This window comes from Thiovibrio frasassiensis (assembly GCF_029607905.1).
In the GTDB taxonomy this organism is placed as follows: Bacteria; Desulfobacterota; Desulfobulbia; order Desulfobulbales; family Desulfurivibrionaceae; genus Thiovibrio; species Thiovibrio frasassiensis.
On sequence record NZ_JAPHEH010000001.1, the window covers coordinates 1888926 to 1908634 of the forward strand.

Here is a 19709-nt window from a genome sequence, read left to right on the forward strand (position 1 = left end):
AATCCAACGTGTGGTGGCGTTTTTTCAGGCAATGCTTGCTCATTGGCCGGCTTGAAATTTTCGCATGAAGCGACGGTCGATGTAATCCTTGAGCCAGAAAGCCAGGCGGCCGCCGAAGATCAGCCCCCGTTTTCGTAGGATGCCGGTGTCATCCCCCAGATTGTAGATGAGGAGATAATCGCCGCCGGGCTCGAATTTTTCAAGCGGCTTCCCCTCCAGGCTCGCCAGGAGATTATGCAGGAGCACCAGGTTCTGTCGGACCGCATAGACCCCGACCTTGTCCAGAGGCTGGGGCATAAAGTGGATGCAGTCGCCGCCGCCGAAGATCTCCGGGTATTGCGGGCATTGCAGGTACTCGTTTACCAAGAGGCCGCCGTCCGGGCCGATGGCCAGCTCTGAGTCGGCAAAAAGTGGGGAGGGCTTAATGCCCAGGGCGAGAAAGATCAGATCCGCCCCGTGGCTGGAGCCGGAATCGAGGACGACTTGGCCATCCCTGATCTCCCGCACCCGGGCAGGGGAGATTATTTCTATGCCGCGGCGGGCAAGCGAACGCTGCGCCCGGCTCCGGATGGAATCCGGCTGCTTGGGCATGAGTCTGGAGCCGGCAAAAACCGTGATCCGCGGCGGGGCGACCTTGGCATCGTGGAGCAGACGCCAGACGTTGCCGGCCACCTCCACCGCCGACGGGCCACCGCCGATGATGGCGACGCTGATCTGTTTTTGGCCTGCCAGGGCAAGAAGGTGCGCCTGGGCCTCCATCAGCCTTTCGATGGGCTTGACCGAAAAGAGCTCCTTGGCCGTTTCCATCCCAGGCAGGGTCTGCGGCACAGCGCTGCCGGCGTTGCAGGAGAGCACGTCATAGGGTAGAGCCTGACCGTCGGCAAGATGCACGGCCTTGGCCCGGGCATCGATGCGGACCGCCTTGCCGAGCACAAACGTGGCGCCCTGTTTTTCCACCATCTGTTGGGTGTTAAAACGGATCTCTTCCGGCCGGTAGACCTTGGCCAGCATCCCCGGCCCCATCCCGGAATAGTAATGATGGGGTGAAGGTCCGATCACCGTAGCGTCGTAGCCCTTGGCGAGAAAAAGATGCAGGTTGGCCAGGGTCGTCATGTGGGCATGGCCGCCGCCGATCAGGACAAGTTGTTTCTTCATGAATATTTTTTCTCATTTGTGACACGGAAAAACCAGAGGAAAACTCTGGGACGCGCCCATATTTTTGTCGAATGCAGAGTTGCTCACCCCGCTTTTTTGACAAATTGGGTCAGAATTATAATCCGCTGCCCGTTCACCCTGGCCTCGATATGTTCGGGGTTTTCCGCAATCAGCGAGATTCCGCGCACGAGGGTGCCGCGCTTGGCTGTAAAGTTTGCCCCTTTCACATCCAAATCCTTGATCAGGGTGACCGAGTCTCCGGCAGTCAGGGTTGCGCCGTTGCTGTCAACATGTTTGGCGCCCGGTTCATGGTTCTTTTCGTCATCTGCAGCCTGTGCCCAGGCCAGGGTTGCTTCATCCAGATAAAGCATGTCGAGCAATCCCTGCGCCCACCCTTCACCGCTCAGCCGATGGAGCATCCGCCAGGCCATCACCTGTACCGGGGGCACCTGACTCCACATGCTGTCATTGAGGCAACGCCAGTGATGCACGTCGATCGTCTCCGGAGTTTCAATCTGTCCCCGGCAGGTCGGGCAGAGGAGCACGCACTGATCCGCACCGCCATCTGAGCTCGGAGGAACTGCATACACGCTCAAGCCTTCGGATACACTACATAATTCACATTTGGATTCGCTGCGGTCATGCAGGGTTTTTTCGGTGCTCATTGGGTTGCTTTTCCTCGAAAGGTGGAGAGGGTATAGGGTTTGCCAAGCCTAAAGGGGGCGCGTCTTGTTTTTGTTCGAGATGTCACATGTCCCAATGACGGGCGCAACACCATGCTGCAGGATGGTTGGGATGCTGGAAAGTTAATGGACTTCGGCATTTCTTTTTGACACGGACTGCCGGAAAACAGAATCTTGCTACATGCGCTTAAGCCGCCCTGCTTCCCATCACCACCTTGGTCAGCTCGTCGACCACCGCTTCCAGTTCGTCGGCCTGAGCGGACAGCTCTTCCGAGGCGGTGGTCGATTCCTCGGAGGAGGCGGCGACCCGTTGGGTGGCGCTGCTCAAGGAATTGGTGGCTTCCTGCATCTGGCGGATCTGTTCGGCCAGACTGCGGCTGGCCTTGGTGATGGCGGTGTTCTTGTCGCCGATACCGGTGGCTGACTCGATAATCCCCTCAAAGTCGGTGTTCACGCTTTTCAGGGCGCTGGTGCTCTGGCTGAGGCGCTGCATGGTGCCTTCCAGGAGATGCTGGGTGTCGTTGGCCGCCGTGGCCGTGCGCATGGCCAGGTTTTTGACCTCGGTGGCCACCACTGCGAAACCGGCGCCGGCTTCGCCGGCCCTGGCCGCTTCCACCGCTGCGTTCAGGGCCAGCAGGTTGGTCTGAAAGGCGATGCTGCCGATGGTGGTGATGATATGGCCGATCTTGTCGCTGTCCTGTTCGATCAAGCCCATGTTGCGGGTGAGATCCACCAGGGCGCGGAGGGATTGGCCGGATTTCTCGATGTTTTCATTCATCAGCTTTTCGCTGCCTGCGGTCAGCTCCGCGGTCTGTCGGCTTCCTTCGGTCATGGAGGCCAGGGAGGCTGCGGTTTCTTCCGCCACCGCAGCTTGTTCCGAGGCATCCTCAGCCAGGGCGTTGCTGGTAAGGGAGATTTTTTCTGCGGTGGCGGCCACCTGGTGGGAATTGTCGCGGATGGTATCGGTGATGCGGGAAAGTAGCCGGCTCAAACCGGAAGCGGTAAGGAAGGAGAGCAGCATGCCCACGGCCACCGAAACGACGGTGAGGCCGGCAACGCTGTATTTGGTGGCCGTGGCGGCGGTGAGCATGGCTTCGTCGGTGGGCACGTTTTTCTTGGCCGTGGTCCGAATTTCTTTCAGCAGCCGTTGCACCTCACTCAGGGCCGGCAGGGTTTGGGTGAGAAAGATCCCCTTGGCTGGGGTGCGGTCCTCGGGACGAAACTGTTCCTTGATGGCAATGGCGGTCTGATGCAGGTCGTGGTGCGGTTTTTCAATGCTCAGCAGGAGCGGCGCCAGGGCCGGAAATTGTTTCTCGGCCTGTTTGCGGCCCTCGCCGTAGAGCCAGGTGCCGAAACCGCATTTGTGGTCATCGGTTTCCGCCTGCAGGGTGGTGACACGGTCATCAACGATCAGGGCGTTGAGCTGGTTGACCCAGTTCAGATGATCCACCTCGCGCTGGGCCAGGATCCCGTCCAGTTTGGTGCTGGCAATGACCTCTCCGGCGCCGTTGATGATGCGGTTGACGCCCAGGTAGGTTATCACGCCGGTGATAATAAACAGCGCCAGAATGCAGCCGAAGCCGATGGTGATTTTTTGGTTGACGCTCAGCTTGTTCCAGCCCATGCCGTGCTCCTGTTGGGAAGGGGTGTTGTTTCCGTGTCCGGGGGTTATCTTCCGGTACTAATGGAAAAGAGGGTGTCCAGCCGCAGCTCGGTGAAAAGGTCATGGATGGGCTGTGGCACTCTGACCAGGCGGATGACGCCTTTGTGGGCCGCCATGTTTTTGTAGAACAGAAGCAGCTTGCCGATACCGGAACTGCCTATGTGGCTGACATCGGCTAGATCGATAATAAGTTCCTTGACCTGGGCGTGCGGGAGGGTGCTGAACTGCTGCTTGAGGGCTGCGGCGCCTTCTTCGTCGATGGTCCCGGACAAGGCGAAGCATACCGTCTCTCCCTGTGTCGTGGTGTCGCATTTCATGGGCATGGTCAATTTCCTCCGTTCCGGCTGCCTGCCTTGGCGACAGGGATGCGGGAGAGATCCAGCAAAGAAAAATAGGGGGGTTGCAAAAAAAAATGGGGAATGTAGCGCAACAGAACTAATGAACCATAAACTCCACTAGTTGTGAAGGATTATCTTTCTCGTTTCCTTGCTCTCAGGGAGAAACGGTGAACAAACCTGATGACCGCATGGAAAAGGAGAATAGTGTAAACACTTTTTCGGATAATTCTTTTGATAGTATCATGAAAATATTATGGGTCTGTCGGGTGACTTTCCTTAGTGACGGGGATTTCTGCCGAAGGAGACAATCAGATGGCGCCCTTGATCCCGCCAGGAGACCTGGTCTGTCAGATATTTGATGATGGCGATGCCCCGTCCGCAGAGTTTGCCGACATTTTTTTCGGCCCGCGGATCGCAGGGTGCTCGAAAATCGAATCCCCCCCCCTCATCCATCACCTCAAGGACAATATCCTCGTTGATGCGCCAGCGGACAGTAACGGTCTTGTTCGGGTCTTTTCGGTTGCCGTGTTGCCAAGCATTGACTACGGCCTCGTGCAAGGCCATGGTGATGCGGAATTCCGGATTGACGAAGCCCTGTTTTTTGAGAGCGGGTTCCATCGCGGCAAAGACCTCGGCGACAAAACAATCGATAGCTCCGCTGTCCGCCGTGCGGATTGAATGCTCCCGGGAGAGGAGGGGCGAGGCGGAGGGCGATTCCTGTGGCGGAGTCATGGCGTTACCTGAAGGAGAGTGTCGCAGGGAAGGAGGGTCATGGCTCGGTGGGAAACCGGACACCCAGCATGGTCAGATCGTCCGGGAGGCGGATTCCGTTTGAAAAGAGCAGTATCTTTTCGGCAAGCTGGAGCATTTTTTCTTCGCTGTCCGGGAAACCGTGCGCATGCACCAGGTTTGCCAGGCCGTCGCTGCCGAGCATGGTGCCGCGGGAGTCGGCGATTTCGATGGCGCCGTCGGTGAAAAAGAGCAGGCCGTCGCCGGGGCAAAAGGAGATGCGGCTCGCTTCGTATTCGGTGTCCGGCATCATGCCCAGCGGCAGGCCGGTCGTCTTGATCTGCCGTATTTCTTTTTCCCGCGCCAGCAAAAGGGGAGGGCTGCCCGCGCCGCAGAGGGCCACGGTCCTTGTCTCCAGATCGATGAGGCCGAACAGGCAGGTGGCAAAGGACTCTCCGTCCCGGACTAGCTGGCAGAGGTTGCGGTTCAGGGCGGCCATGAATATGGCGGGCTGTTCCAGCAATCCGCGGTTGCTTTCCCACAGGGAATGCAGGTGCATGGCATACAGGGCCGCCGCCACCCCGTGCCCCATGACATCGGCGATCAGGAAGGCATAGCGGTCCCGGTCAAGCCGTTCCACCGAGGAGTAATCACCGCCCACGATGTCGTGGGGCGCATAATGGAAGGCCCAGCGCAAGCGCGGATCGTCGTTGGCCGGCATGGTCATGGAAAGGGCTTGGATTTGCCGAGCCCTTTCCAGGTCGCGCATCCGGTGGGAAAGATCCTGAAAGACCTCCACCCCGCCGATGACCGTGCCCAGCCCGTTGAAGATGGGCGAAACGCTCACCTGCACCGGCAATCGTCCACCCTCCCTTTTGCGGGCGAACACCAGGGAAGGGGCAATCGAGCCGCTGCCGGTGACCATGGCCCGGTACAGGGGGCAGGATTCCTTGCCGCACAGCTCCCTTCCTTCCTTGTCCGTGTGGCGGAGGATGTTGTCCTTGCACGATCTGCCCAGCACTTCCGCAGCCCGCCAGCCGGTGATCTTTTCCGCGGCTTCGTTCCAGTAGACGATCCGTCGCTCCAGGTCCGTGACATAGACGCCGTGGCTGACGCCCGCCAGAATCTGGTCCGCGGTGTAGGGCATATTCAGTGGTTGCGGATTCATGCTCCGGTCATCCATGTTTTTTGTCCATCCACAGAAACAAAGATGAAACGATCTCTGGCTGATTCTTTGTCCGGTTCAACAGGACAATTGCTGGTTCCGTCATCTCAACTCGTCCCATTCTGCCGCCAGCGTCCGCCCTTGCCCCCGTTCCGTGGCTGGATCTCCGCCTTGGTTTTCAGGTACATCACCGCGCTATACCCCAGCAATCCTTCCACCGCAGTATCGAATTCCTTGCAAGGCCTCACGGTAAAATCCGAGGGCGGCTCGATATCCACCTCGCCCCGCCCGGCAAAATTGAGGGTCAGGGAAACCGGGCAGGTGCCGTGGAACTCGCGCACCTTGTTTTTCAGGCTTTCCAGCTTCTGCCTGCTCACCTGATCGGACTTGAGTAGGATGCGGGCTCCGTTGGTGTATTTGCTCCGGGCCTCGGACAGGCTGTCCACCGATTCGGCGATGATCTTGGCCCCCTGTTCTTCTTGTTTGACCGTGCCCAGGATGATGAGCGGCTCATCGGTGGTGAGGAGATGGCCGCATTTGGCAAAGGCATCGGGGAAAACCACCACCTCGACGGCTCCGGCCCTGTCTTCTAAAACGATGAAGGCCATGCGGTCGCCTTTTTTGCTGCGGTGATCCTTGTATTCCCGGACCAAGCCGCCCACCCGCACCGGCTGGTTGTCGCCCCAGTCGCCAAGATTGGTGAGTTCAGTGTCGGCCACGGCCATGATCTCCTTGTAAAAATTGTCCAGGGGATGGCCGGTGAGATAAAAACCCACGGTCTCTTTTTCAAAGGCGAGCCGTTCTTTTTCGCTCCATTCCGCGATGTCGGGCAAATCGATGGTGTTGGCCTTGTTTCCCTCAGCCTGGGGCATGGCCGAGAAGAGTGAGATCTGGCCGCTTAACCGGTCCCGTTGGGCGGATTGCGCCTGTTCCATGGCAATATCCAGGATGGCGAAGAGCTGGGAGCGCTTGGCCCCCAAAGAATCGAAGGCCCCGGCCTTGATCAGGCTTTCAATGACCCGCCGGTTCACCTTGCGCGAATCCACCCGGTCGCAAAAATCCTCCAGCCCGCCATAGGGTCCGTCCGCGGCCCGCACCTCCATGATGGAGTCCAGGGCTTGCCCGCCCACGTTCTTGACCGCGGCCAGACCGAAGCGGATGCGGTCGTTGACCACGGCAAAGTCCTTGTCCGACTCGTTGATGTCCGGGGGGAGTACCTCGATCTCATGGTCGCGGCATTCGATGATGTAGCGCACCACCTTGTCGGTGTTGCTCACGTCGCAGGAAAGCAGGGCGGCCATGAACTGGGCGGGATAATGCGCTTTCAGCCAGGCGGTCTGGTAGGCGATCAGGGCGTAGGCCGCGCTGTGGCTCTTGTTGAAGCCGTAGCCGGCGAACTTGGCCATCAGGTCGAAAACATATTCGGCCTTGTCGGCGGGGATGGAGTTCTTCTTGGCCCCAGCCATGAATTTTTCCTTCTCAGCGGCCATGACCTCTTCTTTTTTCTTGCCCATGGCCCGCCGGAGGTTGTCGGCATCGCCCAGGGAGTAGCCGGCCAGAACGTTGGCGATCTTCATGACCTGTTCCTGGTAGACGATGACCCCGTAGGTCTCCTTGAGGATAGGCTCCAGTTGGGGCAGCGGGTAGATGGCCTGCATTCTGCCGTGCTTGGTGTCGACGAACTGATCCACCATGCCGGATTCCAGCGGCCCCGGGCGGTAGAGGGCCACCAGGGCGATGAGGTCGGAGAAGACCTCGGGTTTCATTTTCATCAGCAGCCCGCGCATGCCGGAGCTTTCCAGCTGGAAAACCCCCAAGGCATCGCCCTTGGTCAGCAGGTCGTAGGTCTTGGTGTCGTCCAGGGGGATGCGGTTGATGTCGGGCTTATGGCCGATATCCGCGGCGATTAGCTTGAGGGCCCGGTCGATAACGGTGAGGGTCTTAAGGCCCAAGAAATCGAACTTGATCAACCCGGTCATCTCGGTGTGGATCATGTCGTACTGGGTGAGGACCTCGCCCTTGGGGCCCTTGCAGACCGGCAGGTATTCCACCATGGGCCTGGGCGAGATCACGACCCCGGCGGCATGGATGGAGGTGTGGCGGTTGAGCCCCTCCAGGGTCTGGGCGATGTGCAGGAGCTCCTCTACCTGGGGGTCGCGTTTCATCAGCTCCTGGAGGCGGGGCTCGGCATCGATCGCCTTCTTGATCGTGATCTTGAGCTCTTCCGGGATCAGTTTGGCGATGCGGTCCACATCGCCATAGGCAACGCCAAGAGCGCGGCCCACGTCGCGGATAACGGCGCGGGCCTTCATGGAGCCGTAGGTGACGATCTGGGCGACATGCGCCTCGCCGCCGTAGCGTTGCTGCACGTATTCGATGACCTCGCCGCGGCGCTCCTGGCAGAAATCCACGTCAAAGTCGGGCATGGACTTGCGCTCGATGTTGAGAAACCGCTCGAAGATCAACCCGTATGGAATAGGGTCGATGTCTGTGATCCGCATGGAGTAGGCGGCAAGACTGCCGGCGCCGGAGCCGCGGCCCGGGCCTACCGGGATCTCATGGTCCTTGGCCCAGTTGATAAAATCGGCGACAATGAGAAAATAGCCGGGAAAGCCCATCTTGATGATGACGTCGATCTCGTGGGCCAGCCGCTCCCGGTAGGTTTTTTCAATCTCCGGGGTGAGCTGATCGATCTCCCGCATGTCACCAAAACGATCCTCAAGCCCGGCCAGGGCGGCTTTCTCGAACAGGGAGTCAAGGGTTTCGCCCTCGGGCACCGGGAAGATCGGGAAGTGTGATTCGCCGAAGCTCAGCTCGACATTGCAGCGCTCTGCCAAGCGGACGGTTTCGGCGATGGATTCGGGCGAATGGGCAAAGGCTTTTTTCATCTCCTCGGGTGATTTGAAGAAGAGTTCGTCGGTGGAAAAGCGGAACCGGTTGGCATCGTGCATGGTTTTGCCGGTCTGGATGCAGAGTAGCACCTCGTGGGCCTGGGCTTCATTCCGGTTGAGGTAATGGCAGTCGTTGGTGGCGACCAGCGGGATGCCCAGCTCTTTGGAGAGCGCCTTGAGCCCCTGATTGACCACTGCCTGTTCGGGGATATTGTTCTCCTGCATCTCGAGATACAGGCGGTCGCCGAACAGGGCCATGAGCTGGCGCGCCTCTTCCCGGGCACCCTCCATGTCGCCGGCGGTGATGCGCTGGGGAATGCCGCCGTGCAGGCAGGCGGTGAGGGCGATGAGCCCCTCGGCATGGGCGGCCAATGCTTCCAGGTCGATACGCGGCTTATAGTGGAACCCTTCCAGCTGGGCCAGGCTGGCCAGCTTGAGCAGGTTCTGGTAGCCGGTGTTGTTCATGGCCAGGAGGACGAGATGGAAGGCGGCCTTGCCGGCGCTTTTTGCCGATTTGTCGAAACGGTGGCTGGGAGAGACATAGAACTCGCAGCCGATGATGGGCTTGATCCCTGCCTTTTTGGCCTGCACGTAAAATTCCAGGGCCCCGAACATGGAGCCGTGATCGGTGATGGCCACGGAGTCCATCCTGTATTCCTTGCACTTGGCCAGCAGGTCGCCGACTCGGATGGCGCCGTCGAGCAGGCTGTATTGGGTGTGGACATGGAGGTGGACGAAATTGGCTGGCGGGGCTTCCGGCATGGGTTAGTTCCAAATAGTTTTAAAAGGTTCAGGCAAAGGTGCAAAGAATAACGGCAAGAGGAAGAGCAACGGTTTAATTCACAGTGATCAAACTATTCCGTACTAAAAAAGCGCATCCGGTCCAGGGCGTCCAGGCTTGCCCACAGGTCATCTTCGGTGTGGGGTTCCAAGGTGACCAAGGGGTGCAGGTGCTGTTCCTTAAGATAGCCGAACAGGCCGGAAAAATCAAAGCTGCCCCGACCCGGTGCAAGGTGGGCGTCGCGATCGCCGTTATTATCGTGGAGATGGATATGGCCGAGCCAGGGGGCAAGGGCAGGCAGCCAGTCCTGCCAGGTGTTTTTGGCAAAGGAGGCAACGTGACCTACATCCAGGCAGAACCTCGCCAGAGGCGAGTTCAGGGCGGTGAGCATTTTTACGTGCTGCTCCGGCCCAGTTTCATAGGTGTTTTCCAGCATCAGGGGTACTTGGTGGAGAGCGGCTTTTGCCAGCAATTCCTGCCAGGTTGCCAGAGCGGCACTGAACCAGGCCGATTCCTTGTAGCCGTGCTTGTTCGCTTCGTAGTTCAGGTGGCAGACCACCGCGGCCGGCTGAAACAGTTCGATGAGGTCAAAACCCTTGCCCAGTTTGTTGCGGGTGGCGGCCAGGATATGCTCATCCAGAGCGCCCGGGGCGAGATCGAAAAAAGGGGCGTGCAAGGTGCAGCCAAGCCCGGCTTGTGCCAGGGTCTCGGCAACCTCCCGGAATTCGGCAGCGGTGGCGGTGTACAGCGTATCGCCTTCCAGGCTGATTTCCGGCTGAAAGCGGTGGGCGAGAACAAGATCCATCTCCTGCTGGAGCCGGCGAAAGGGGAAATTGATAAAACAGCGCGAGGTGATGTGCTGGTAGGTCATTTTTTCACCCGTCGGCGTGAATCAGTCATCCAGTTTTTTGGCCTCGTCGATGAGCATGATGGGGATGTCTTCACGGATCTCGTAGAGAAGCCGGCAGCTCTCGCAAACCAGACCGTCTTTTTTTTCGGTGAGCTTCACCTCGCCTTTGCATTTGGGGCAGGCAAGGATATCAAGCAGTTCTGGGCTGATCATGGCAGGGCTCCGGCTGATGGTAAAAGGCGGCAGATGGGGTTGTTTTTGCGGCAAACAACACAGGCGTCTGGACTATCTAAACACTTTCTATTTATTGCAAAATGGGCTAGGATAACGGACCTTTCAGGTGGTCGGATTGTACTGGCTAAATCCTGTTTGAAGATAAAATGACCCGCCAAGAAAAGCAAGCCTTTCCGTGGACGCGGTCTTTGTTTGGGAGAAGAGCGAAAGTGAAAGGAATAATCCTGGCAGGTGGCTCCGGCACGCGGTTATATCCGTTGACCCGTTCGGTGAGCAAGCAGTTGCTCCCGGTCTACGATAAGCCCATGATCTATTATCCTCTTTCGACCCTCATGTTGGCGGGGATTCGGGAGGTTTTGCTCATCACCACCCCGGAGGATCAGGGGCAGTTCATGCAGCTCTTGGGCGATGGCAGCCAGTGGGGCATCAGCCTGGAATATGCGGTGCAGCCCAAGCCCGAGGGGATTGCCCAGGCCTTTGTGATCGGGGAGAAATTTATCGGCAACGCGCCGGTCTGTCTCATTCTCGGGGATAACATCTTCTATGGACCAGGTCTGGCTCAGACCATTCAGGATAAAGGGGCCGATCCTCAAGGCGGGATGGTCTTCGGCTACTACGTGCGTGATCCGGAGCGTTATGGGGTGATCTCCTTTGCTCCAGACCGGACCGTCCTTGATATTGAAGAGAAACCGGCCAAACCGAAATCCCGGTATGCTGTGACAGGTCTTTATTTCTATGACAGTCAAGTAGTTGAGATTGCCAGAAATCTTAAGCCTTCCGCCCGCGGGGAGCTTGAGATAACCGATGTTAATAAGGCGTATCTCGCCAAGGGACAGCTTCAGGTCGAACTCCTGGGGCGGGGCACGGCCTGGCTTGACACCGGCACCCACAATTCTCTGCTGGACGCGGCCAACTTCATCAAAGTCGTGGAAGACAGGCAGGGGTTGAAGATCGCCTGTCTCGAGGAGATCGCCTTCCGGATGGGCTATATTGATCGGGCGCAGCTGGTGCGGCTAGCCGAACCCCTGCGGAAGAACGGCTACGGCCAGTATCTGCTGCAGATTCTCGAGGAGGATCAGGGATTATGAGGTTTCTGCCCTCTGAGATTCCCGAGGTGTTGCTCATTGAGCCCCAGGTTTTTGGGGATAGTCGCGGTTTCTTTATGGAGACCTGGCACGCTGAAAAATTCGCCGCCGCCGGTTTGGATCTTGATTTTGTCCAGGACAACCACAGCATGTCGGTGCAGGGCACCCTGCGCGGGCTGCATTATCAGATCAGAAAGCCCCAGGGCAAGCTGGTGCGGGTGATCAGCGGCGAGGTGTTTGACGTGGCCGTTGACCTGCGAAAAAGCTCCCCCTTCTTTGGCAGATGGGTTGGAGAGATCCTTTCTGCGGAAAACAAGAAGATGCTCTGGGTGCCGCCGGGTTTTGCGCACGGCTTTTACGTGCTGAGTCCCGAGGCTGAATTTGTCTACAAGTGCACAGAGCTCTATGCCCCGGAGCATGAGTGCTGCATCCGCTGGGATGATCCCCAACTCGGCATCGTCTGGCCGTTGTTGGCCCAGGCGCCCTTGCTTTCGGCCAAGGATCTGGCCGGACTCTCGCTGGCCGAGGCGGAGTTGTATCCATGAGGGTATTGCTCGTCGGCGGTAGCGGCCAGCTGGGCAGGGAGTTGCAGCATTGCAAACCGGCCGATATGGAGCTGCAGGCTTTGGGCTCTTCTGTGATGGATCTTCGGGAGCAGGAAGAGGTGACAGCCAGGGTGAACGGATTTCAGCCCCAGGTGGTCATCAATGCTGCTGCCTATACCGCAGTGGACCGGGCGGAAAGCGAGCGGGAGGCCGCCTTTGCTGTAAACGGCCTGGGCGCGGCAAACCTTGCCCAGGCGGCCCGCACGGTGGGCGCTTATTGTTTGCAGGTGTCCACGGATTTTGTCTTTGACGGAGAGCAATCCCGCCCCTATCTTCCCATGGACCGGACAAATCCCCTGGGCGTTTACGGGGCAAGCAAGCTGGCCGGGGAGCAACTGGCGCTTGCCGCTTATCCTGAGGGAGTGGCCATCGTCCGCACAGCCTGGCTCTATTCCGTCTTTGGCAATAATTTTGTCACCACCATGCTGTGGCTCATGGCTGAGCGGGAAAGCCTCGGGGTGGTGGCGGATCAGGTCGGGACCCCGACCTGGGGTCGTGGTCTGGCCGAGGCTCTCTGGCAGATGTGTCGGGCGCAGCCAAAGGGCATCCACCACTGGACCGATGCCGGGGTGGCCAGCTGGTATGATTTTGCCGTGGCCATCCAGGAAGAGGGGTTTGGTTGCGGACTGCTTGCCCGGGAGATTCCCATCCGTCCCATTACTACTGCAGAGTATCCGACCCCGGCCAGGCGGCCAGCCTACAGTGTGTTGGACAAGAGCGAGACCTGGGCAGCTCTGGGGATAACACCGTCTCACTGGCGGGTTGCCCTGCGGCAGATGTTGCTTGAATATAAGGAGAACCGTGGTGCATAAGCTTCTTGTTACCGGCGGGGCCGGTTTTATCGGGGCCAATTTCGTCCATTACTGGTTGTCGCATTATCCCCAGGATCGGGTGGTGGTACTCGATGCCCTGACCTATGCCGGGAACATGGCCAGTCTTGCCGGGTGTCTGGAACAGGAGAACTTCCGCTTTGTCCACGGCGACATCGGGGATCAGGACCTGGTTGAGACCCTGCTGGCAGAAGAAGGGCTTGACACCGTGGTCAACTTTGCCGCCGAATCCCATGTGGATCGCTCCATTCACGGTCCGGACCCCTTCGTGACCACCAACGTGGTCGGCACCCACAGCCTGCTCAAGGCCGCGAAAAAGGTCTGGCTGGATGGGGGCGGGCAACCGCACCGGTTCCATCACGTTTCCACCGATGAGGTCTATGGCTCGCTCACCTCGGAGGAACCGCCCTTCACGGAAACCTCTGCCTATGCCCCCAACTCGCCCTATTCGGCGAGCAAGGCGGCCTCGGACCATCTGGTGCGGGCGTATCATCACACCTACGGGTTGGAGGTTACCACCAGCAACTGTTCCAACAACTATGGCCCCTACCAGTTTCCGGAAAAGCTGATCCCGCTCATCATCCTCAACATCCTGGAAGCCAAACCGCTGCCCATCTACGGCGATGGCCTGAACATCCGCGATTGGCTCTATGTGGAGGATCATTGCCGGGGCATCGACCTGGTCCTGCACAAGGGCAGGGTCGGCGAGGTGTACAATATCGGGGGCAACAACGAGTGGCGCAATATCGAGATCGTCCGGCTGGTCTGCAGTCTGGTGGACGAGGGGATCGCCGCCTCCGAGAGTCTGCGGCAGCGCTTTCCGCATTCTCCGGTCTGCCTGGGGCACACGGCGGAATCCCTCATCACCTTTGTCAAAGACCGGCCCGGCCATGATCGGCGCTATGCCATCGATGCCGTGAAAAGCCGGAGCGAGCTGGGATATGCGCCCCAGGAATCCTTTGAAACCGGGATCCGAAAGACCATTGACTGGTACCTGGCCAACGAGGCCTGGTGGCGGGGGGTGATGAACGGCAGCTACCGGGATTGGTTGAAAAAACAGTATGAGTACTGAAAAACTGCCACTATCCGTGGCCATCATCACCAAGGATGAGGAGGATCGTTTGGCCGAGTGTCTGGCCAGCGTTGCCTTTGCCGCAGAGGTGGTGGTGGTGGATTCGGACAGCACGGACAGGACCGTGGAGATCGCCCGCGAATTTGGCGCGGTGGTGCATGTCGAGCCTTGGCAGGGGTTTGGCCGCCAAAAGCAGTTGGCCATTGACCGTTGCCGCCACGACTGGGTGCTGGTGCTGGATGCCGATGAGCGGGTCAGCCCGGAGGCCCAGGTGGAGATTGGGGAGGTGTTGGCTGCGGGTTCAAGTGTCGCCTACAGTTTTCCCCGGAAGAACTATTTTTGCGGCCGGTGGCTGAAGCATGCCGGTTGGTGGCCGGATCGGGTTGTCCGGTTGTTCCGCAAGGATTCCGCTCGGATGTCCGAACGGGCGGTGCATGAGTCCTTGGAGGTGCATGGCCCGGTTGGGGAGTTGCGTCAGCCGCTGATCCATTACGCCAATAAAGGGTTGGCGCAGACCTTGAGCAAGGTGAATCACTATTCCTCCGCCGGTGCTGAGGAGCTTTTTGCCCAAGGGAAAAGCGCTTCCGTTGTTAAGGCCCTGCTGCGGGCGGCCTGGTCTTTTCTGCACGGCTATGTCCTCCGGGGCGGTTTCCTCGACCGGGGTGAAGGTTTTATCATGGCTGTTTCCGATTTTATGAACGTATTTTTCAAGTATGCCAAGCTGCGTGAGCTGCAGAGGCAAAAAGAAAAAGACACGCTGTCCTGAACCGGGTTCCGTGAATATTCTCATCGTTAAAACCAGCGCCATCGGCGACGTTATCCATACCTTGCCCGCCCTGAATGCCTTGCGCCGCAAATATCCGGAGGCGCGGATCGATTGGCTGGTGGAAGAGGCGGCGGCCGATCTGGTCATCGGCCATGTGGCCCTTGATACCGTGCTGGTTTCCCGACGCAAGGCCTGGATCCGGGACTTGAAGCAGGGCAAGGTGCTGGCAGCCTGGGGGGGGGTCAGTGATTTTGTCAAAGAGCTGCGGAGTACGGAGTACGACTTGCTCCTCGATTTTCAAGGGCTACTGAAAAGCGGGATCTTTGTCGGCTTGGCCCGGGCCAAAAGAAAGGTCGGATTCGGTAAGGGAATGGAACATGCCGAAGGCAGCTACCTTTTTCTCAATGAGCCCATCCCGCCGGTGAACATGGACCAGCATGCGGCCATCCGGGAATTGATGCTTCTCAAGGCGATTGGGGTTGAGAGCAGTGAGGTTGTTTTTGACCTGCCGGTTGGCAAAGAACAGCGGGAGAAGGTCGGACAATTGCTGGCGGCGGAGGGGGTCGATTTGGCCAAGGTTCTGGTGGCGATCAACCCCATGACCACCTGGGAAACCAAACATTGGCGCAATGAGCGGTTCGCCCGGGTTGCAGATCATCTGCTCAACAGGGGCATGGCGGTTGTCTTCAGCGGCGGCCCGCAGGACGTGCAGTCCATAGAGGGGATCCGGGCTGCCATGACCGGTAAAGCCGTGAGTCTGGCAGGGAAGACAACCTTGAAAGAATTGGCCGCGCTCTATGAAAGGGTGGCCCTTCTCATTACCACCGATACCGGCCCCATGCATCTCGCGGCCGCCGCGGGTACCCCGGTGGTCGCCCTCTTCGGGCCGACGGCACCCTGGCGGACCGGGCCTTTCGGCTCGGGGCATAAAATCCTGCGGGCGGAAGTTGCCTGCAGCCCTTGCCTGAAAAAGCAGTGCGACCGCGAGCATCAGTGTATGACGCAGATTACCGTGGACCAAGTTGTGCAGGCGGCGCTGGATGTGCTCAAGGGCAGTGGGTGATCGAATGGACATCTCAATCGTCATCGTTAACTGGAACACCCGGGTGTTGCTCCTGAATTGCCTGGCCTCGGTCTATGCCATGGTCAAGGAGCTGCGTTTTGAGGTGTTCCTTGTGGACAACGCCTCAGGCGATGGCAGCGTTGAGGCGGTGCGGGCACAGTATCCGCAGGTCAGAGTCATCCAGAATGAAGAAAATCTGGGCTTTGCCGCAGCCAACAACAAGGCCTTGCGGGTTATGCAGGGAAAGTATGCGCTCCTGCTCAACACCGATGCCATTGTAACCGAAGGGGCGATCGCCCGGCTGTTTCGCTATATGGAAGGGCATGACGATGTGGCCATGGCCTGCGGTCAGTTGCTCAATGCGGACGGCACGAAGCAGAATTCCATGGCTAATTTCCCCTCCCTCTTGACCCTGCTTGCCAACGAAACCCTGCTTCGGACCTTGATGCCGAAAAGGTTTCCCAGTAAACGGCGGGAGTATGCGGCACCGATCCCGGTGGAATCTTGTATCGGTGCCTGTCTGATGGTGCGGAAAGAGGCTATGGATGCGGTTGGGCTGCTGGATGAGCGGTACTTCTTCTTCATGGAAGAAACGGATTGGGCCTTTGCCATGCACCGGGCCGGTTGGAAGTCCTGTTTTATCCCTGAAGCCCGCATCTACCATCTGCAAGGCCAGAGCGCCGGGCATAATGTTCGGGCCAGGATCATGTTTTATCGGTCGCGGTATCAATATTTCCGCAAGTGGTTCCCGCAACTCTGGCCGCTACATGGCGTGCTGCTGGTGGTGCGTCTGGTGATCAATGTCCTCTTGAACAGCCTGGGCCTGATCGTGACTCTGGGGTTGCATGCGGGGATCCGGGGGAGGTTGGGGCTTTATCTGCAACTCCTTGCCTGGCATCTACGGGGTTGCCCCTGATGCCATTTGTGAACCCGCCCTTGATAACAGGTAAAAAAACAATCCCAGGTTCACCGCGCAGTATTCTGCTTATTCAGCTGGGCGATATCGGCGATGTTGTCCTGACTCTTCCATGTGCCAGAGCCTTGCGGGATACCTACCCGCAGGCCCGGATTGTCATGGCAGTATGGGATAAGGCGGCTGAATTGCTGGAGGATTGCTCCTGGCTTGATCAGGTTGTGGCGGTGACAAAGCGATCTCGGTCGCGGTGGGATGCCCTACGATTCCAAGTTGATTTTTTCCGAACCCTGCGGAGCTCCCATTGCGATTTGGCCATTGATCTGCGAAGCGGAACGCGCAGTGCCATCCTGGCATTTTTATCGGGGGCATCGCAAAGAATCGGGTTTTATGCCGCGGACGGCAAGTTGTGGCGGAATCGCCTCTTTACCTCGCTGGTGCACCATGATTACACCCCCGACCAGCATGTGATCGATTATTTGCTTGCGCTGCTCGAAGCGTTTGGGATTACAACCAATCAGCGAAGTCCGGAGCTTGCTGTTGCGGCGACTAAGCAGGAAGCAATCAGGGGGCTTCTTGAAGAAGCCGGGGTTTCGCAGGAGAAAAAACTCGTTGCCGTACAGCCCTTTTCCCTCTGGCACTATAAGGAGTGGGGCGAGGAGAAATATATCTCTCTCATTCGCTGGCTGGTGGCGGAATACGGGGTGGCGGTGCTTGTCACCGGTTCTGCCGTGGAAAGGGAGCGGGCCGAGGAAATTGTCCGACGTTGTGGCGCGGGTTGCTATAATCTTGCAGGCAAGACCTCGCTTGCCACCTATGCGGCGTTGCTGCAGAAATGTCACTTTTTCGTAGGCGTCGACAGCGCCGGCCTGCATATCGCCGCAGCGGTGGGAACCGTAACGCTTGGGATATTCGGGCCCTCGTCGCCGGAGTCTTGGGCGCCGAAGGGAGGGCCGCATCGTATCGTGCAGAAAAAGATGGACTGTGTACCGTGTCGACAAAAAGGATGTGATAATAGCGAGAAGAGCCGCTGTTTGGATGAGCTGACCCAGGATGAAGTCCGAAGCATGATTGCAGCCCAACAGGGGGGTAATTCGGCGAAAGGGGTGTCGTGATAATAGGTTCATAAATCAGTGAACTTATGGTATACGGGTTCTTGGCTGGCGTGCCGGAGGAGGGAGCTGTTTTTGTGGCAATCCGAGACCTCAAGGTTGGGGGAATGCGTCTTTGAGGCATCTCCTGGCTGTCCGTAAACCAATCGCTTTTTTAGTTATTTTTTTGATGTGCAAGTTCTGCGGGGGGCTTATCGGTTGATGCTATTGCAAAAAATAAAATCATTACTGATCAATATCGTGCTGGTGGTTTTTTCCTTGGGGGTAGCCCTTGGAATCATGGAGCTTGTTTTGCCGTATCTCAAGGTATTCTCCATAGAAGAGGCCGTGTATCAGGTGAAACGACCTGTGGTGCAGTATCTCTATGGTGCATTTCATCCGGAGTTGCATTATACCCTTGATAAGAACTTGCAGAATGTGCGGCTGTACTATCCGGGAAAGCTCGATTATACCGTGGAAACAAACAGTGCGGGGTTCCGGGGAGGGGAGTGGGATCTCTCCCCCGGGCGGCGGAATATCGTTGTGTTGGGTGATTCCTTTGCCTTTGGTTGGGGAGTGCAGTTTGAAGAGAGTGTGGGGAAGCGGCTTGAAGGGGCGCTGCAGAAAATTGATCCGCGCTTTCAGGTGATCAACCTCGCCCAGTCGGGATATTCCGTGAAGGAGATCGTGCGCAGCTTTGAAATTTTCAAGGCGATGCTGAAACCCGAGGCGGTTGTGTACATCTTCTGTCCAAATGACACGGAAAGTATGACCAGCGAGGATGCGCAGGGTGACTACACCATCGAATATCAGCCTCCGCCGGGAGAGGCAGAAGCCTTTGCGACCATGCGGGAGAGAAATCAACCGGGCTATTGGACTTGGGAGAAATTCCGCAAGGGGTCCTATCTCCATGCCTTTTATGCCAGATTCGTGCGCCCGGTTATCAGTAAAAGAATTCGCGCCTCGTTGCACATTGACTCCCCGCCGCAAGGCTATGATTTTCCTCCGCCCATGACGGAAAGGCCCACTCCGCCCGATCTGCCGGAGGCGCGTTTTTTGACCTACTGTTTGAAGCGGCTGGCACAGCAGGTGGATGGCACGCTCTATCTCCTGCCAACCTCGGATAAATCAATTTTGTATCGTAAGGATGATGAGCGGAACCTGCGGTGGGTTCTTGCCAATTTTAGCAAGATGAATCACAAGGCGCACTTCCTCGATTTTGAATCTTCGGTGCGGCTTATTCCTGATGGCAAGAAATATTATTTCTTGTTCGATGATCATTGGTCTGCCGCAGGGCATGAGTTTGCCGCCCAGATGCTCTTTGGGGAGATGCGTAAGGAGCTTGCCGGCAGGCAAGAAGAGTCCCAGCGCCAAGAATTGTGAAAACTGCGAAGAGAGGTGGAATGTTGCAGGATAATTCAAAAGAGCAGGCAAAGGATACCGGTCTTGCCATTATACTTATCTGCTTGCTCTTAATGCATTTTGCTCAATATGATTTTTTGTTGCTGCCCGCCATCGTGGTCTTGGTAGTGACCATGACTTGTCCAGGGATTCTCGCCCCTATCGCCAGAATGTGGTTTGGTTTTTCCTACCTGTTGGGTAGCGTCATGTCCAAGGTTTTGCTGGGGGTGATCTTTTTTGTTGTGGCAACGCCAATCGGCCTTCTACGGCGGGTTTTCGGCGCAGACCCCATGTTGATGCAGAGCTGGAAAAAAGGAACGCAATCGGTGTTTAAAGACCGGGATCATACCTTTGCCAAGGGCGACCTTGAAAAGCCTTATTGATTATCAGGAGA

General features: G+C 57.8%; 19 protein-coding genes. 10 read left to right on the forward strand and 9 right to left on the reverse strand.

The window, feature by feature from the left end:
* Window positions 1-39 precede the first annotated feature (39 nt).
* The 9 genes from OLX77_RS08895 to OLX77_RS08935 form a co-directional block, all read right to left on the reverse strand.
* The gene (locus tag OLX77_RS08895) at window positions 40-1155 is read right to left on the reverse strand and encodes an NAD(P)/FAD-dependent oxidoreductase (protein WP_307633244.1); all 1116 of its coding nucleotides are present in this window, start codon (window positions 1153-1155) and stop codon (window positions 40-42) included.
* Window positions 1156-1238: 83 nt separating this feature from the next.
* Window positions 1239-1820, reverse strand: coding sequence for a PhnA domain-containing protein (locus OLX77_RS08900; protein WP_307633245.1), 582 nt, complete (start codon window positions 1818-1820; stop codon window positions 1239-1241).
* A 205-nt stretch (window positions 1821-2025) separates the two neighbouring features.
* On the reverse strand, window positions 2026-3462 hold the full coding sequence (locus OLX77_RS08905; protein ID WP_307633246.1) for a methyl-accepting chemotaxis protein: 1437 nt from the start codon (window positions 3460-3462) through the stop codon (window positions 2026-2028).
* 44 nt (window positions 3463-3506) lie between these two features.
* On the reverse strand, window positions 3507-3824 hold the full coding sequence (locus tag OLX77_RS08910) for an STAS domain-containing protein (RefSeq protein WP_307633247.1): 318 nt from the start codon (window positions 3822-3824) through the stop codon (window positions 3507-3509).
* Window positions 3825-4115: 291 nt separating this feature from the next.
* Window positions 4116-4571 (reverse strand): ATP-binding protein, encoded by a 456-nt coding sequence (locus tag OLX77_RS08915; RefSeq protein WP_307633248.1) that lies wholly within the window; start codon window positions 4569-4571, stop codon window positions 4116-4118.
* Between the two features lie 37 nt (window positions 4572-4608).
* Window positions 4609-5736, reverse strand: coding sequence for a SpoIIE family protein phosphatase (locus tag OLX77_RS08920; RefSeq protein ID WP_307633249.1), 1128 nt, complete (start codon window positions 5734-5736; stop codon window positions 4609-4611).
* Window positions 5737-5840: 104 nt separating this feature from the next.
* Entirely contained in the window at window positions 5841-9386 is a 3546-nt protein-coding gene (gene dnaE, locus OLX77_RS08925) for a DNA polymerase III subunit alpha (RefSeq protein WP_307633250.1), read from the reverse strand.
* Between the two features lie 92 nt (window positions 9387-9478).
* Window positions 9479-10276, reverse strand: a complete 798-nt coding sequence (locus tag OLX77_RS08930) for a sugar phosphate isomerase/epimerase family protein (RefSeq protein WP_307633251.1) — start codon at window positions 10274-10276, stop codon at window positions 9479-9481.
* 21 nt (window positions 10277-10297) lie between these two features.
* Window positions 10298-10468 carry a Trm112 family protein gene (locus OLX77_RS08935; protein WP_307633252.1) on the reverse strand — a complete coding sequence of 57 codons (171 nt, stop codon included), beginning with the start codon at window positions 10466-10468 and terminating at the stop codon, window positions 10298-10300.
* A 230-nt stretch (window positions 10469-10698) separates the two neighbouring features.
* Here OLX77_RS08935 and rfbA point away from each other — a divergent pair, with 230 nt between their 5' ends.
* The 10 genes from rfbA (at window position 10699) to OLX77_RS08985 (ending at window position 19698) form a co-directional block, all read left to right on the forward strand.
* Complete coding sequence (gene rfbA, locus OLX77_RS08940) at window positions 10699-11577, forward strand: glucose-1-phosphate thymidylyltransferase RfbA (protein ID WP_307633253.1); 879 nt, start codon at window positions 10699-10701, stop codon at window positions 11575-11577.
* Window positions 11574-12119 (forward strand): dTDP-4-dehydrorhamnose 3,5-epimerase, encoded by a 546-nt coding sequence (gene rfbC / locus OLX77_RS08945; RefSeq protein ID WP_307633254.1) that lies wholly within the window; start codon window positions 11574-11576, stop codon window positions 12117-12119. Before rfbA ends, rfbC begins: the two co-directional genes overlap by 4 nt.
* Window positions 12116-12991 carry a dTDP-4-dehydrorhamnose reductase gene (gene rfbD, locus OLX77_RS08950; RefSeq protein ID WP_307633255.1) on the forward strand — a complete coding sequence of 292 codons (876 nt, stop codon included), beginning with the start codon at window positions 12116-12118 and terminating at the stop codon, window positions 12989-12991. The genes rfbC and rfbD overlap by 4 nt, the downstream gene beginning before the upstream one ends.
* Window positions 12984-14081 (forward strand): dTDP-glucose 4,6-dehydratase, encoded by a 1098-nt coding sequence (rfbB, locus tag OLX77_RS08955; protein ID WP_307633256.1) that lies wholly within the window; start codon window positions 12984-12986, stop codon window positions 14079-14081. Before rfbD ends, rfbB begins: the two co-directional genes overlap by 8 nt.
* The gene (locus OLX77_RS08960) at window positions 14071-14847 is read left to right on the forward strand and encodes a glycosyltransferase family 2 protein (protein WP_307633257.1); all 777 of its coding nucleotides are present in this window, start codon (window positions 14071-14073) and stop codon (window positions 14845-14847) included. Before rfbB ends, OLX77_RS08960 begins: the two co-directional genes overlap by 11 nt.
* A gap of 10 nt (window positions 14848-14857) precedes the next feature.
* Complete coding sequence (gene waaC, locus OLX77_RS08965; RefSeq protein WP_307633258.1) at window positions 14858-15910, forward strand: lipopolysaccharide heptosyltransferase I; 1053 nt, start codon at window positions 14858-14860, stop codon at window positions 15908-15910.
* Window positions 15911-15914: 4 nt separating this feature from the next.
* Window positions 15915-16826 carry a glycosyltransferase family 2 protein gene (locus OLX77_RS08970; protein ID WP_307633259.1) on the forward strand — a complete coding sequence of 304 codons (912 nt, stop codon included), beginning with the start codon at window positions 15915-15917 and terminating at the stop codon, window positions 16824-16826.
* A 158-nt stretch (window positions 16827-16984) separates the two neighbouring features.
* On the forward strand, window positions 16985-17938 hold the full coding sequence (locus OLX77_RS08975) for a glycosyltransferase family 9 protein (RefSeq protein WP_307633260.1): 954 nt from the start codon (window positions 16985-16987) through the stop codon (window positions 17936-17938).
* Window positions 17939-18136: 198 nt separating this feature from the next.
* Complete coding sequence (locus OLX77_RS08980) at window positions 18137-19297, forward strand: SGNH/GDSL hydrolase family protein (RefSeq protein WP_307633261.1); 1161 nt, start codon at window positions 18137-18139, stop codon at window positions 19295-19297.
* Window positions 19294-19698: an SxtJ family membrane protein gene (locus OLX77_RS08985; protein WP_307633262.1), complete on the forward strand. Its 405-nt coding sequence runs from the start codon at window positions 19294-19296 to the stop codon at window positions 19696-19698. The genes OLX77_RS08980 and OLX77_RS08985 overlap by 4 nt, the downstream gene beginning before the upstream one ends.
* Window positions 19699-19709: the final 11 nt, after the last annotated feature.